This window comes from Niallia circulans, from assembly GCF_003726095.1.
GTDB classification, from domain to species: Bacteria; Bacillota; Bacilli; order Bacillales; family Cytobacillaceae; genus Niallia; species Niallia circulans_A.
This window is the reverse complement of record NZ_CP026031.1, coordinates 649,744-665,424: the sequence shown is the minus strand read 5'-3', so window position 1 is coordinate 665,424 and position 15,681 is coordinate 649,744. Positions and strand designations below refer to the sequence as shown.

Annotated in this window: 12 protein-coding genes and 1 pseudogene; all 13 read right to left on the bottom strand. The window is 36.5% G+C overall.

Annotated elements, in window-relative coordinates; all coding sequences use genetic code 11:
- Window positions 1–107 precede the first annotated feature (107 nt).
- Window positions 108–1,277, bottom strand: coding sequence for a cell division protein FtsZ (gene ftsZ, locus C2I06_RS03005; protein WP_123257427.1), 1,170 nt, complete (start codon window positions 1,275–1,277; stop codon window positions 108–110).
- A gap of 170 nt (window positions 1,278–1,447) precedes the next feature.
- On the bottom strand, window positions 1,448–2,731 hold the full coding sequence (gene ftsA / locus C2I06_RS03000; protein WP_095329100.1) for a cell division protein FtsA: 1,284 nt from the start codon (window positions 2,729–2,731) through the stop codon (window positions 1,448–1,450).
- 327 nt (window positions 2,732–3,058) lie between these two features.
- Window positions 3,059–3,424 (bottom strand): small basic family protein, encoded by a 366-nt coding sequence (locus tag C2I06_RS02995; RefSeq protein WP_095329099.1) that lies wholly within the window; start codon window positions 3,422–3,424, stop codon window positions 3,059–3,061.
- Entirely contained in the window at window positions 3,424–4,152 is a 729-nt protein-coding gene (locus C2I06_RS02990; RefSeq protein WP_338134267.1) for a DUF881 domain-containing protein, read from the bottom strand. Before C2I06_RS02990 ends, C2I06_RS02995 begins: the two co-directional genes overlap by 1 nt.
- Window positions 4,153–4,184: 32 nt before the next feature.
- Complete coding sequence (locus tag C2I06_RS02985) at window positions 4,185–4,883, bottom strand: DUF881 domain-containing protein (RefSeq protein ID WP_095329097.1); 699 nt, start codon at window positions 4,881–4,883, stop codon at window positions 4,185–4,187.
- Window positions 4,873–5,652, bottom strand: a complete 780-nt coding sequence (locus C2I06_RS02980) for a cell division protein FtsQ/DivIB (protein WP_123257425.1) — start codon at window positions 5,650–5,652, stop codon at window positions 4,873–4,875. Before C2I06_RS02980 ends, C2I06_RS02985 begins: the two co-directional genes overlap by 11 nt.
- A 95-nt stretch (window positions 5,653–5,747) precedes the next feature.
- A complete protein-coding gene (gene murG / locus C2I06_RS02975) occupies window positions 5,748–6,851 on the bottom strand; it encodes an undecaprenyldiphospho-muramoylpentapeptide beta-N-acetylglucosaminyltransferase (protein WP_123257424.1) in 1,104 nt (367 codons plus the stop codon).
- A 449-nt stretch (window positions 6,852–7,300) separates the two neighbouring features.
- A pseudogene (gene spoVE / locus C2I06_RS02970) lies at window positions 7,301–8,400 on the bottom strand (stage V sporulation protein E).
- Between the two features lie 313 nt (window positions 8,401–8,713).
- A complete protein-coding gene (murD, locus tag C2I06_RS02965; protein WP_123257423.1) occupies window positions 8,714–10,066 on the bottom strand; it encodes a UDP-N-acetylmuramoyl-L-alanine--D-glutamate ligase in 1,353 nt (450 codons plus the stop codon).
- The gene (mraY, locus tag C2I06_RS02960) at window positions 10,066–11,013 is read right to left on the bottom strand and encodes a phospho-N-acetylmuramoyl-pentapeptide-transferase (protein WP_123257422.1); all 948 of its coding nucleotides are present in this window, start codon (window positions 11,011–11,013) and stop codon (window positions 10,066–10,068) included. Before mraY ends, murD begins: the two co-directional genes overlap by 1 nt.
- A 27-nt stretch (window positions 11,014–11,040) precedes the next feature.
- Window positions 11,041–11,481, bottom strand: coding sequence for a hypothetical protein (locus C2I06_RS02955; RefSeq protein ID WP_123257421.1), 441 nt, complete (start codon window positions 11,479–11,481; stop codon window positions 11,041–11,043).
- The gene (locus tag C2I06_RS02950) at window positions 11,465–12,946 is read right to left on the bottom strand and encodes a UDP-N-acetylmuramoyl-L-alanyl-D-glutamate--2,6-diaminopimelate ligase (RefSeq protein WP_123257420.1); all 1,482 of its coding nucleotides are present in this window, start codon (window positions 12,944–12,946) and stop codon (window positions 11,465–11,467) included. Before C2I06_RS02950 ends, C2I06_RS02955 begins: the two co-directional genes overlap by 17 nt.
- A 311-nt stretch (window positions 12,947–13,257) precedes the next feature.
- Window positions 13,258–15,168 (bottom strand): stage V sporulation protein D, encoded by a 1,911-nt coding sequence (locus tag C2I06_RS02945; protein ID WP_095329088.1) that lies wholly within the window; start codon window positions 15,166–15,168, stop codon window positions 13,258–13,260.
- Window positions 15,169–15,681 lie beyond the last annotated feature (513 nt).

The window sequence follows — 15,681 nt, the reverse complement described above, 5'->3', positions numbered from 1 at the left end:
TGATGAGTTTTACTCTAAATAAAAGGGGAGATTACTTTATTCCTGGAAGATAAAACAAAAAACCTTTCCATTATGAAAAAATGGAAAGGTTTTTGCTAAAGAAATAATTACCTTCTGCGGTTTCTATTTCTTAAGAATGTCGGAATATCTAAAGCATCTTCTGGTTGTTGCGCATTGCTTCTTGGTTGTTGTTGTTCTTTTTGCACATGCGGCTCTTCACGTTTTACTTCTCTATTGTTAACCGGATTGTTGACAGGGTTTGCGTTATTGTTATTTGGCTTTAAGCCGCCAAATCCAGGTCTATCTGGCTGGAGCTGCGATAAATCTTGGTTAAAGCCAGTAGCAATCACCGTAACAACAATTTCATCTTTCAAATCATCATTAATAATAGAACCGAAAATCATGTTTACATCTTGATCGGAAGCAGATGCCACAATATCGGCTGCCTCTTGTACTTCATACAAGCTTAAATTCGTTCCACCGGTAATATTCATCAATATTCCTTGTGCTCCATCAATGGAAGTCTCCAGAAGTGGTGAAGAAATTGCTTTTTTCGCTGCTTCAGCTGCACGGTTTTCCCCTGCTGCAACACCTATCCCCATAAGTGCAGAACCTTTATTCACCATAATTGTTTTCACATCAGCGAAGTCTAAGTTAATCAGCCCTGGTGTTGCGATTAAGTCAGAGATACCTTGTACACCCTGGCGTAATACATTATCCGCTTCTCTAAACGCTTCAAGCATCGGAGTTGATTTATCTACGATTTCAAGTAAGCGGTCGTTTGGAATAACGATTAATGTATCGACAGCATCCTTCAATGCTGTAATCCCGCTTGCAGCATGTGTGGATCTTTTTCTTCCTTCGAAAGTAAAAGGTCTTGTTACTACCCCTACTGTTAAGGCGCCTAGGTCGTGGGCGATTTGAGCAATAACTGGTGCAGCACCTGTTCCAGTTCCGCCACCCATTCCTGCCGTAACGAAGACCATATCTGCTCCTTTTAATGCCTCTTCAATTTGTTCTTTGCTTTCCTCAGCAGCCTTTTTCCCTACTTCAGGATTTGCACCTGCCCCTAATCCTCTTGTAAGTTTTCCACCAATTTGCATTTTGATTTCTGCTTTAGATAAATTTAATGCCTGTGCATCTGTATTTACAGCAATGAACTCTACCCCTTGTAGGCCATGCTCAATCATTCGGTTAACAGCGTTATTTCCACCGCCACCTACACCTATAACCTTTATTACAGCTAGTGAATCTATATTTGTATCAAATTCCAACATGACAAATCCTCCTAATTCGTCGATATTCAGCAGTATCGAACTGTCCGCATCTCAAGTCTTGGTGATATGGAGTAACATACCATTTTAATACCTAGACTGACCCTAAACGACTCTCAGCCTTCTCGAAGTTCTTTTTTATCAAAATTATGTTTTTCTATTAAGACATTTCATTAATCAAAGAAATATCCCATAAATTTCTTAAACTTTGAAGGTTCTTTTTCCACTTGTTTTTTCTCATAAGCTTGTTTTTGGGATGCTGTTTTCTGAGCTTTTTCCCTTGTTTCAGCAGGAACAGCAACAGGGTTATGGATATTTCCACCTTGAAGTTTACTATTTTTATAGGAGAATTTAATTAAACCAACTGCAGTAGTATATTGTGGCTCTCTAACTCCAATATAATCAGGAATAGCAATTCTAACTCGGCTTTGGAAAATATCTTGCGCTAATTCTAAAATTCCTTTCGTACTAGCTACTCCTCCAGTTAATACAAATCCTCCTGGAAGATCATATACTCCTAGTCTAGCTAGTTCATGACCAACAAGTTCAAAGATTTCTTCTAATCTAGCTTCTATAATATCAGAAATCTCCAATTGATTAAATTGCTGATGCTGATCGCTTCCTATAATAGGAACGCTGAATACTTCCTCTTCAGAAGCATGATCATAAAAAGCATAACCATACTTTATTTTAATTTTTTCGGCATCTTCTGTTGTAGTTCGAAGACCAATGGATAGATCTTTAGTAATATGATCTCCACCTACAGGAATAACGCTAGTGGCTTTAAGGAATCCATTTTCAAATACAGCAATAGTTGTAGATCCTCCGCCTATATCTATTAACGCCACTCCTAAGTTTTTCTCATCTTTTGAAAGCGCAAAAGATCCTGCAGCAAGTGGTTGCAAGGAGATATCTTGAATTTCAAGTCCTGCTCTTTCCACACATCTTAAGGTGTTATGTAAAATGGTTTTACTTCCAGTTATAATAGTACCTTCCATTTCCAATCGTACACCAATCATTCCTCGGGGATCAGTAATTTCATCTAATCCATCGACAATAAATTGTTTAGGAATAATATCAATAATCTCTTTTTCAGGGGGAATGGAAACTACTTGTGCAGCATCCTTTACCCTAATTACATCTTCAATTGTAATTTCGCGATTTTCACTTGAAACTGCAACTACCCCACGTGAGGTTTGCAGATTAACATGATTTCCCGAAACGCCAACAACTACTTGCTTTATCTCCATCCCAACCATTCTTTCAGCTTGCTCTATTGCTTGTCGAATAGAATGAACGGTTTCATCTATATCCACAATTGAACCTTTTTTTAAACCTTCTGATGGGACGATGCCTACACCAATAATATTTAAAGATTCGTTAATCATTTCTCCAATGATTACTTTTATGCTGGATGTACCGATGTCTAGACTCACATAAAGTTCATTGCTGTTCATTCTCGGGCACCTCCTTTTGCATTTTAAATAATGTGAACAACAAGTTATGTCATACAGTCAAAAAATTCAACTTTTTTTATCAGAAGTAACGTCTGCTATTTACATAGTTTTTTGATATACATAATATAATCTTCACAACTATTCTATTGTATACCAGGCAACACCATATTTTCACTAAGTTTTCGCAAAGTGTCAATACAATTTTGGTCTTTTTTACTACAAATAGGACTAATTACTTATTTCACAAGGAAATATCGTAATTCACTTCCACATATCTATTAATATTTAAATTATTCGCCAAAACTAATATATTCCCTTTTTTCTCTGTCAACTTTTTTCATTTTTTTCAAGAGAATGCGTATTTGATTTCTTTAAGATAATACTGCGAATGACAGCTATATTTTGAAATAGTCGAACACCAAATGCAAAAATAGCCGCTAAGTATAAGTCTACACCAAGATGTACACCTAGAAAAGCTAAACTTGCTGCAAGAGCAATATTAAAGAAGAACCCAGTTACAAATACTTTCTCGTCGAATATATTTTGCAGATGAGCACGAATCCCTCCAAATAAAGTATCCAGTGCAGCGAGAACAGCAATTGATAAATAGTTAGCATATTCGTCTGGCACTTTTATATCGGTTAATAATCCTAATACAATCCCAACAATCAGCCCAAATATAGGAAGCCACATTAAGAATCTCCTCCTTTACTTGTACTTACGGGCTTCATATAATGGATATTTATGGGGTTGCTATATGCTGGTATTTTGATTGGTTCCTTTGGCATCTCGACATTCAATAACAGATTAGATAAGAAAAATTCATCTGCTGACTTTGAAACCTTCATGTAATTAAACAGTTTTTCAACAGTGTTAGCATCCTTCGCTATCACTTTTATTTCAATTGGCAGCTGGTTTAGGGGATTCCCATCCATTTTTAACACATTGTTAATTTCACGGATAACAGTTGTATTTACATAACGATTATCATTTATCGCTATCTCCTCAACACCATATAAATTTAATTCATTTACTAACCGTTGTAATAATTCAGAGGTAACTACTCCAGGATTTTCACCTAAAAGCATTTCTGTACTGACAGACTCAATCTTTAAGACAATTCCATTTCCCGTTACTTCTGTTAAGCCCGCTTCCTGCTTTAATTCTGCCAAAGTCTCTTTCAATACCGCTTCTTTGCTTCTTGGGGTTTCATTCTCATATTCTTCTATCTTTCCATTTGTCGAACGTATCTCATCTATTAACTTTAATTCTAATTTTTTCTCATGGATAAGATCTTCTCTTAACTCCCAAGTATCTCTCGTGTCTCGTACAACAGGTTCTTTTATTGTCTGAAATTGAACTGCTATCATAAACCCTGCAATAAGTGTAATTCCCGTCATCGTTATAAATTTCTTATTCAAAGCGCATCATACTTTCTAAATCATACTTATCGTTAATTAACATTTAAAGGATCCATTTGGATCATTCTTTTTTTCTCAAGCGTAAATCTTACATTATCATTTACTAACAAATCCTTTACGCCACCATTTATATTTATTGCGCCTTCTAACACATCGCTATCGCCAATTGCCGTAATAACAAATGGGGCTGGGTGCTGATAACCGTCAATTTCAATTACTGGACCATTGCAAAGGATATAAGAATTATGTGCTAGCCTTTGTCCATTGATACTAATCGCTTCTGCACCAGCAATATAAAGCTCGTTGATCACTTTAAATACATGATGCTCATGAACCAAATAATTATTCACATTATCTTCCTTTGGATTATACTCACCATCTTCCAAAGCAATTTGTACCCCTTCCCCTTTTACTGCAACCTTTCCTAAATATATCCGGTATTTTTCCGCATCTTCTGCCAAGTTATAATAAGTCTCTGCTTCGTTAGAAAGTTTCTTCTCTAATTGAAGCAAGTCCCTTTGGTTTTCCTTTAACTCCTTATACAACTTATTGTTCTTTTCTTCCTGCTCAATTAGCTCATTGCGCAAATCCAAATCTCTTTCAAATTGGCTCTCACTCACTGCTTTCCCTTCATCTTTTTTTGTATTTTGATAGGAAAAAGAGATCATAAATCCAAGTACAAGAAAAACTAAGGAGAAGATAACATTTCTTCTTCTTTTATTATTCTTCACCCTTCTTTTCCCCTTCCGAATCAAAAGCTTTAAAATAAGAACCTACCTCTAAATCAATAACGCCTTTTTTATCTGTATTCAGCTGGGAAATGATGGATGGATAATGCTGCAGCTTATCCGAAAAAGAGGATAAAGAAGCTAATACCTGATTTCCATCATTCATATATACAGTAACACGCCACTTATCTGTATTTTTAGGAGTATACCTTACTTCAGAAATTGCGTTATACACTTCTGCTGACAGTTTATTTAGTTCTCCCCCTATTTTTTTGATTACTTTATTATCTTCGCTCTTTATATCCTTAATAATTGGAGCATCATAGGGACTGTTGGTCATAGCTCTGTCATGCAGCATCTCCCCATTTTCAAGAAGTGGAATAAATTCATTCTTTACTTCAAAGTAAGCAATCTTCCTATACTCTTTTACGTCAATATGAACAGTATTTGGAAAAACAATAGAAATCTTAGCAGATTTAATCCCGCCTGAGTCTTTTAATTTCTCTGTGAGCTTGTCTTTTTTGATTGTCCAAATATTTGTTTTGCTGTCAATTCCACTCATTTTCTCCAAGTCTTCAAAAGAATATAAATGATTACCCGTAATTTCGATGTTTTTCACATGACTTAAAGGCGATTGGAAGTATATAACGCAAACGATGATTAGGAAGAATAGAAGGAGAAGGAAAATAAGGCGACGATTTGCTTTTCTTCGTCTCTGCTCTTTTAATTTTGGAATTCTATCTTCTAAAGAAACTACCTTCCCTTTTTCCAAAAAATCACCCCGGTATTATTAAATAAGGAAATAGTACATAACATTTCAATAGGTTGTCCACCTTTTCCTAACAAACAAATTTTCTATTTGCTATCTTATTTTTTCTTGTTATCGATTACTTCCTTCATGACATTATACAACCTCATTGCCGCATCAGGAATACCTAATTTTTTGGAAGTCTCTTTCATTTCCTTTAGCAAAACAGGATTAAGCATGATTGCATCCATTTCTTCTATCAATTTTTGGCCATTCATATCCTGTTCAAGAAGCATTCTGGCTGCTCCATTACTCGTTAATGCATGCGCATTTTTTTCTTGATGATTATTCGTTACATAAGGACTTGGCACAAGAATGCTCGGAATACCAAGCGAGGTTAGCTCACTTAGTGTTGTTGCGCCAGCTCTTGCAACAGTTAAATCAATACTCGTTAATACTTCAGGCATATTATGGACAAATGGCTTAATAATAACATTTTCTGGATTGCCGACACGCTCTACTTCTTTCTTTACCGCTTCGTAGTGCACCTCTCCTGTTACATAAAGAACTTGATAAGCTTTCTCCCCTAATTGTGGTAAAGCTGCAATTACAGCATCATTTATCGGTCTTGCTCCTCTACTACCGCCAACAATAAGAACAGCGGGTTCTTTTAATTTTAATCCGACTGATAAGCGACCTTTTATTCCATCCTGATTTAACACTTCGGATGCCCTTGGATTCCCGGTCATCACTACTTTTTTATCTGGAAAAAAAGAAGCCGCTTCTTCAAAGCAAATCGCTACTTTATCGACATATTTACTTAAAAACTTATTGGTTAACCCTGGAACACTATTTTGTTCATGAATAATAGTCGGTATTCCAAGCTTAGCTGCCGCATATACAACCGGACCACAAACATATCCGCCTGTCCCGATGACAACGTCTGCTTTAAATTCTTTTAAAATCGCTTTACTTTTTTGTACACCTGCAATAAATCGCCAAACTGTTTTCACATTTTCTGGGGAAAGTTTTCGTTTAAACCCTGTGATATGTATTGTTTTAAATGGAATATCTTCTCGTCTAACTAATTTACTTTCTAGCCCTTGCTCTGTTCCGATATAAAGAAATTCAGCATCCTTCACTTCTCTTTTTATTTCGCGAATCAATGCTAATGCAGGGTATATATGTCCCCCTGTTCCTCCGCCGCTTACTACTATTTTCATTCTTTCCACCTCAAAATACTTCTCATCTCTACTTTTCCTGAAAAAAACGTGGTTTTCTTCTCTTTTACATTATAGCTTCAAATAACATAAAACAAAAATAATCTTCTGCTATTTTTTTAGATATTTTTTAGCTTTGCCGTCATCTCCCAAATAATAGATACCTTATTGTACTATATTTTAAACTTGCTTTATGAATATCTTGAAAATGATAATGAAATGTAATACATTTCGTCTTCCTACATGTCATATTGTCATGTTTGAAAAGGATTTATCATATGTGTGAAAAAAATAAATTTTTTGTATTCTACAACATTTCTTCCCTCTGAAACAGAGACTACCATGATAAACACTCTTTAGCTCTCCACAAAAAAACCTAGTAAAGAGAACGTATTCTCTCCACTAGGTTTCTATAAATTTCATCAAAAAATTTCCTAGCAATGAGGCTGCATTTAATACCGCGAAAATCGGCTCACATTTAGAAGGATGCCTATTGCTATTAACATAAGTGTCAGCGATGAGCCGCCATAGCTTAAAAACGGAAGTGTAATCCCTGTAACTGGCATTAGCCCTGTTACCACCCCAATGTTAATCATAACTTGAATTGCAACCATGGAAATGATCCCGACTGCCACAAAGCTCCCAAATAAATCTTGAGCTCCTAATGCAATTCTTATGCCTCTCCAAAGTAAAAGCGCGAATAATAATAAAATCAGCGAACCGCCGATAAAGCCTAATTCTTCTGACAGAATCGCAAAAATGAAATCGGTTTGCGGCTCAGGTAAGTAGAAAAATTTTTGTCTGCTTTCCCCAAGTCCTAAACCGAATAAACCGCCTGGACCAATTGCATATAAAGATTGGATTATTTGAAATCCGCTTCCTAATGGATCTGACCATGGGTCCAGAAAGGATGTTATCCTTTTAATCCGATAAGGAGCTGATGCAACCAGACCGATAAAACCAGCTACCCCAATAAGACCTAATATAACAAAGTGACGAATGCGAGCACCAGCAATAAAAATCATGACAATACTAGTTCCAACCATAACTGTCCCAGTACCTAAATCCGGCTGAAGCATAATCATTCCGAAGGCAAGGAATACCAGACCTAATGAGGGAAGTAACCCTTTTTTAAAGGAGGTTATATGCTTTTGATTTTCTGATAGAAATTTTCCCAAGAAAAGAATCATTGCTATTTTCATAAATTCAGAGGGCTGAATAGAAAAAGCACCTACTCCGATCCAGCTTTGCGAACCATTTCGAACTAACCCCACCCAGGAATTAAAACAACGACAAGTAAAATAAAACAAACAATAATAATCGGTTTAGCCCAAGATCTCCATATCCAGTAATCAAGATTCATAATAAATAACATTGCTGCAATTCCGACTCCTGCAAAAAGCATTTGCCTTTTAGCAAAGAAAAAAGAATCACCTAAATTTCGTTCAGCCATTACAGCACTAGCACTATACACCATGATTAACCCTATCGCTAGCAACGTAAATGTAATAATCATTAGAATTATATCTGGAGTCGTTTTTTTTGATGGCACCATTAACACCTCGAACCTGCAAGATTAAGGGCTTGCAACAAAGAAAAGCGATTTATACCCAGATTTCTTTGTATACTACTGAGGAATCGGATAAAAAAAGAAAGCTCTGTAAATTATCGGTTAAACTAGGAATAAGGGAAAAGAGCGTTCCTTCCACCCTAATTTAGATGAAATGAAACCTTTAGCCTTTTTCTACTAACCTTGTTATCATTTACAGAGCTTACTTTTAAGTAAGTATTTTATATGGATACTTTTTTATTTCTATCCATATAGATCTTAAATTTTCTTTCAACGCCTACTTACAGACAAGCCCTTATTTAAGCATATGCACCGCATTGATAAAAATGTCTCCTCTGACTTCAAAAGTTTTATATTGATCCCAGCTTGCACATGCTGGGGAAAGAAGAATAACATCTCCGCTTTCTGATAAGTCATAGGCAACAGGTACTGCTTTGTCCACATTATCGACGCGTTTAATGGTTTTTATTCCTGCAAGCTTGCCTGCCTTCTCCACTTTTTCAGCAGTTTGTCCAAAAGTAATCATAGCTTTTACATTTTTAAGAGATGGAATGAGTTCATCAAATTCATTTCCGCGGTCCAGTCCACCAGCTAACAGAATAACCGGTTCATTAAAGGCTGCAAGGGCATTTTGTGTTGCCAGGATATTTGTTGCTTTCGAATCATTATAGAATTTCCGTCCGTTTATTTCTTTAATAAATTGCAGACGATGCTTAACCCCTTTAAAGGTACTTAATACGGCAAAAATACTTTCATTTGTTACACCTGATAATTTTGCTGCTGCAACAGATGAAAGGATGTTTTCTAAATTTAATGCACTTAAATACGTTATATCTGATAATGCCATAATTTTTTGATCATTAAAATAAATAATATTATCTTTTATATAGGCCCCAAACTCAAGTTCACGTTTTGCAGAAAAAGGAATAATCGTTGCATTGCTTCTGTTCGCGATATCCATGACAATCTCTTGTTCGACGTTCACAATTAAATAGTCACTTTCATCTTGGTTTCTCGTAATGTTTCCTTTTGCCTTCGCATATTCTTCCCGTGTCCCATGATAATCTAAATGTGCCTCATAAATATTTGTAATGATCGCAATTTTCGGCTTGAATTTTTCAATTCCCATTAATTGAAAGGAGGATAATTCAATCACTATTTTATTATCTTCCTCTGCAACTTGGGCTACATTAGAAGCAACTGTTCCAATATTCCCCGCTATCAAAGGCTTTTTCTTATCAAGTTCTAACATATCAAACAATAAGGTTGTGGTCGTTGTTTTCCCATTTGACCCAGTGATTGCAAGAAAAGGAGCTTCGGACACTCTGTATGCTAGTTCTACCTCTGTGATTACAGGAATGCCACGCTCCACTGCCCCTTTAATCATTGGATTAAAGTAAGGAATTCCAGGGTTTTTTACGATCAGCTGGAAACCCTCCTCCAGCAATTCAATAGGATGACTTCCGCAGATAACCGTGATTCCTTGTTCTAATAAGCCTTGTGCTTCTGGATTTTCATCTAATGGCTTACTATCATTTACTGTTACAAAGGCACCTAAATTATGTAGTAATTGAGCTGCGCTTATTCCACTTTTAGCAAGACCTAATACCAGAATTTTTTTATGATGATAATCATTAATCTGCTTCATTATAACCACACCTCAATATAAATTCCTAAAGCGGCAAATAATAATCCAACCGTCCAAAATGTGACAACTACTCGCCATTCAGACCAGCCAACTAGTTCATAATGGTGATGTAATGGGCTCATACGGAAAATTCTTCTCCCTGTTGATTTAAAAGATATTACTTGAAGAATGACAGAAAGTGTCTCAATAACAAATACTCCACCTATTAATATTAATAAAATTTCTGTCTTTGTTAAAATAGCAATCGCTGCAATAGCACCTCCAAGGGCAAGTGAACCAGTATCTCCCATAAATACTTTTGCTGGATGGGCGTTGAATACTAAAAATCCTAAAACTGCGCCCACAATGGCTACCGAGAAAATGCTAATTTCAAACTGTGATTGACTCCATGCAAGGACAGCAAACGCTCCAAATGCCACAGCAGAAGTTCCAGAAACTAATCCGTCCAAGCCATCGGTTAAATTCACCGCATTAGAAAATCCAACTAACCAAAAAATAATAAATAGCGCATAAAACCACCCTAATTCTAGTGGTTTATCTACAAAAGGAATCGAAATTGCAGTGGAAAATTCGTTTTCGCGTAAAACAAAGTAAAAAATAAGCGAAATAATTATCTGCCCTAATAGCTTTTGTCTAGAAGTTAATCCTAAATTACGCTTCATCACTACTTTTATAAAGTCATCTAAAAAGCCTAACAATCCAAATCCGACTAATACTAAAAGTAATAAATACGTCTTAATTGTTGGCTCTGAAAATTTATTAATCATTACCAATGTCGTTACAACAATGGAGAAAATAATCATTAAGCCCCCCATAGTTGGCGTTCCCGTTTTTTTCTGATGAGACTTCGGTCCTTCTTCTCTAATGCTTTGTCCGAATTTTAATCTTCGCAAGAAGGGAATAAAAAAGGGAGAAATTAATACTGTTATTAAAAAGCCTAATAGAATCGTAAAAAGATAACTTTCTCCTGCATTTTAATTCCCTCCTTTCATTTGATTATTTGTATTTAATACATGCTCTCTAATTACCGCTATATCATATGTTTCCATCTGGGAATTCAGACTGTTTTCTTGCAAAAAAATAAATTTAGTTGTTTTTTCTTGTGCTTGTAATTGTTGCTCGTAAATTTTACTCATTTTTAATATGCCTTCCTTTAAATCTTTTGTATAAAAAATCGGAAAATGATTTGGTGTATAGGATGGGAGTTTCATCCCCTCTTCCCAAATCGCTCCAATTGCTCCATTTGTTATAGCAGCACTCAAATCACCAGAACTATCTTTATAAAATGGAATAAACAGTCCTTTTGGCTGTTCGCACTCTGCTAAGAATGACACGGTTTGAAAAAGCAAATCTTCTTTCACAAACCCTTTTGCTTCGGGAATAGCTTGAAGGACTAAGTTATAGGACAGTGTCATTTTTTCTCTCCTCTATCGCTTCTTTTGCAACTAAACGGTCATCAAAGTCCAACACTTTAGAACCAATAATTTGATACGTTTCATGCCCTTTCCCTGCAATTAGAATAACATCATCAGGCTGCGCTTGATCAACAGCAAAGGCAATAGCCTCTTTGCGATCAGAGATTATCGTATAATTCTGTTCAGCCCTAACTCCTTCCTCCATATCTTTTAATATGGCAAGCGGATCTTCACTTCTAGGATTATCGGAAGTTAGGATTGCATAACTCGCTTCCTCGCAAGCAATTTTCGCCATTAAAGGACGTTTCGTCTTGTCTCTATCGCCCCCACAGCCAACGATCACATATATTTTATTCTTAGCAAATTCTTTTACCGTTTGCAAAGCATTTTGCAAACTATCAGGTGTATGTGAATAATCAACGATCACAGAAAAGTCTTGGCCGGCATTAACCGTTTCAAATCTCCCTGCGACTCCTGCTACCTTTTCTAGCGCATTGATGGTCACTTCCATTGGAATATTACTTGCGATTGCAGCACCAATGCTTGCTAGTGTATTATACACGTTAAATTTCCCAACCATTTTTAATTGGACAGAATGTATGCCAAGCGGAGTATGTAAATCGAATGATGTGCCTGCTGCCGTAATTTTTATATTTTTTGCCATTATATCAGCTTCTTTATCAATTCCATATGTAAGAATATGAGCGGCTGTAATGGTTTCATACTCATTCGCTGCTGCATCATCTTTATTGAGAATAGCAAATTTTGGCTTTTCAGACGAAAAGGCATTTCCTAGTCTTGTAAAAAGCAACCCTTTCGCTTTTTTATATTCTTCCATCGTACCATGATAATCTAAATGATCTTGACTTAGATTGGTAAAAACAGCAATATCATAGTCACAACCAAATACTCTGCCTTCTACAAGGGCATGGGAAGATACTTCCATAACAGCTGTATCAACTTTTTGCTCCACCATTTGATGAAACACCTTCTGCAGGGTCACAGCTTCTGGAGTTGTATTTTTTGTTTCTTGTATTTCCTCACCGATTTTGGTATACATCGTACCGATGATTCCTGTTTTTTTATTTGCCTCTTTTAAAATAGCATCTATTAAATGGCTAGTTGTTGTCTTTCCATTTGTACCTGTTATTCCAATAAGCTGAAGCTTTTGAGTCGGCTTTTGATAAAATACATCTGCAAGCACACTACTAGCTCTTTTTGTATCTTTTACAACGATCACTGGAATAGGCAAGGACAGACTTCTTTCCGCTATGACAGCGACTGCCCCAGATTCGTATGCTTTTTGGGCAAAATCATGGCCATCGACTGTATAACCTTTTATACAAATAAAAAGACTGCCATCTGATACTTTGCGATTATCATTCTCTATTGATTTTATTTCCACATCTTCTCCGGTATAAGGAGTGTATGGCTGTAAACTCTCAATAAGTTTTTTTAATTGCATCGCTTTTTGATTCCTCTTTTCTCTAGCTCTATATGTAATCTTTGATTGCTCATAAATATTAATTATATACTAAATAATGAATCAGCCATATAGATTATACAATTTTCTTAGCGTATTTTATTTTACATGATTAAAAAAAATTTATCTATGTTGTACCTTATTGTTGGAGAATTTATATTAGAAGAATAATTTAAGATAGAGGAAAATTTTAATTATTTACATACGAGCTCTATTCTTGGATTAAAAGGCTCAAGAGGCTTTTTTATAGAGGAAGAGAAGCGGCACGTATTATGCTGCCGCATCTCTTCCAATTAATTAAATTGAACCAAAATAGTTGATCCTTCCTTCACTTTTGTTCCAGGCTCTGGAGATTGCTTAATCACCGTATCCCCGCTTCCACTTGAATCAATTTTAAGATTAATAAACATTTCACTGATATCTTTTTTCGTATGCCCGACAAGGTCTGGCACTTCTATTAATGGATTTTCCGGATATTTATATACTTTGTCAATTTGATCTTTACGAGGTTCCACACCAAGTGCTCTCAAACTATCTCCCATAATCGCGCCAACAATTGGAGCAGCAACCGCACTACCGAATTGCACCGTTCCTTTTGGGTTATCTACTGCCACGTACACGACTAATTCAGGATCATCAGCAGGTGCAAAGCCGATAAAGGATAGTATATAATTATTTTCTAAATATCTTCCACCTGAAGCTTTTTGCGCTGTCCCTGTTTTTCCACCAACTCGATAGCCTTCCACAAAGGCCTTGCCTCCAGATCCCTTTGCCACAACATTTTCTAATGCCCGTCTTACTTCTTTAGATGTTTCTTCAGAAACTACCTTTCTTTTTGCTACAGGCTTTTTCTCCATAACCACTTCACCAGTAGATGGATCAATTAATTCTTTTGCTACATAAGGAGTATATAAAGTGCCCCCGTTAATTGCGGCAGATAATGCTGTAACTTGTTGAATTGGCGTTACGGCGACGCCTTGACCAAATGCTGTTGTCGCTTGCTCCACTGGTCCTACTCTGTCCATGTTAAACAAAATCCCTTTAGATTCCCCTTGTAAATCAATTCCTGTTTTTTGCCCAAATCCAAAATCACGAATATATTGAAACAGCTTATCTTTGCCAAGACGTTCCCCTAATTCTACAAAACCAGGGTTACAAGAATTTTGAACGACCTCTAAAAACGTTTGCGAGCCATGTCCTCCTCGCTTCCAGCATTTAAGTTTTGCTCCACCTACTTCGGCATACCCTTTATCATAAAAAGTATCCTTATCTAAATCTACTTTTCCTTCTTCTAAGGCTGCTGCCAATGTAATAATTTTAAAGGTAGATCCTGGTTCATATGAACTCCATATCGGTAAATTACGATTATATACAGTGGAATCCACATTTTGAAAATCTGATGGATCAAAGCCTGGACGACTTGACATCGCCAAAACCTCGCCAGTCTTCGGGTTCATTGCAAGTGCGATAATCGATTCAGGATCATAGGTTTGTTGGGCTATATCCAATTCTCTTTCTACAATCGTTTGAATTTTTGTATCGATGGTAAGGACTAAATCATTCCCATTTACCGGCGCTTCATAGGCATCAGCCATATCATTCATTCTCTGTCCTTTTGCATCCGAATAATATTGAACAGATCCCTTCTTTCCCTTCAACTCATCATCATATTCCAACTCTAAACCTATTAGCCCTTGATTATCAATACCAGCAAACCCTAATACATGGGATAAATAGTTTCCAAAAGGATAAGATCGCTTTGAATCTTCACCAATATATACACCGTCTATATCAAGTGCACGAACTTTTTTGGCCTTTTCATGCGTGATTTTCCTACCTTCTTTTAAGCGAACACTCATCTCCCTTTGAATAATCTGCTTATAAACAGATTCCTTATCTGCTTCTAATACTTCTGCAAGCTTTTCAGCGGTGTCTGCTGGATCTTTAATTTGGCGTGGTACTATATAAACCGTTGGCGCACTGACATTAGTCGCAAGCGCTATTCCATTACGATCCAAGATCTCTCCTCGTTGTGGCTCAAAAGCAATTTGTCTACTCCATAAATTTTTTGCTTTTGTTGTAAGCTCGTCCCCCAGAAAAAATTGAACATACGCCAATCTTGTATCAATTATGAGAAAAATAACTATCCCAGCAACAAGCGCTATCAACAATCGCTTCCGAACGGTTACATTTGAAACCCGCATACAGATGGAACCTCCTTTATACTAGCTCAATTGAAATATATGCTTGTACGAATCGGAATAGAACGGAGAGTATTGGTTAGTTGATTAGAAAAGAGGTAGGGATTTTTGTGTGAGGGATGTTTTGTTGATGAAAGCCACTTTTGTTTTTTTTCTAGTTATTGTGGTTTTCACCCTCCCGATGAAAGCCATTTTCCTTGCTACTTCTAATTATTTCGGCGTTCATCTCTTTGATGAACACCACTTTCCCTGCTTCTTTTGCTTATTTTGGCGTTCACCCTCCCGATGAAAACCACTTTCCCTGCTTCTTCTGCTTATTTCGGCGTTCATCCTCCCGATGAAAACCACTTTCCTTGCTTCTTCTGCTTATTTTGGCGTTCATCCTCCCGATGAAAACCACTTTCCCTGCTTCTTCTGCTTATTTTAGCGTTCATCCCCTTGATGAAAATCATTTTCCTTGCTACTTCTAATTATTTCGGCGTTCATCCTCCCGATGAAAACCACTTTCCTTGCTTC

Excerpts from the sequence above, each read along its gene's own strand:
- ftsZ (WP_123257427.1), bottom strand. The coding sequence starts at position 1,277 with ATGTTGGAATTTGATACAAATATAGATTCACTAGCTGTAATAAAGGTT.
- C2I06_RS02950 (WP_123257420.1), bottom strand. The coding sequence starts at position 12,946 with ATGCAATTAAAAAAACTTATTGAGAGTTTACAGCCATACACTCCTTAT.
- murD (WP_123257423.1), bottom strand. The coding sequence starts at position 10,066 with ATGAAGCAGATTAATGATTATCATCATAAAAAAATTCTGGTATTAGGT.
- C2I06_RS02995 (WP_095329099.1), bottom strand. The coding sequence starts at position 3,424 with ATGTGGCTTCCTATATTTGGGCTGATTGTTGGGATTGTATTAGGATTA.
- C2I06_RS02955 (WP_123257421.1), bottom strand. The coding sequence starts at position 11,481 with ATGACACTGTCCTATAACTTAGTCCTTCAAGCTATTCCCGAAGCAAAA.
- ftsA (WP_095329100.1), bottom strand. The coding sequence starts at position 2,731 with ATGAACAGCAATGAACTTTATGTGAGTCTAGACATCGGTACATCCAGC.
- murG (WP_123257424.1), bottom strand. The coding sequence starts at position 6,851 with ATGAAAATAGTAGTAAGCGGCGGAGGAACAGGGGGACATATATACCCT.
- C2I06_RS02945 (WP_095329088.1), bottom strand. The coding sequence starts at position 15,168 with ATGCGGGTTTCAAATGTAACCGTTCGGAAGCGATTGTTGATAGCGCTT.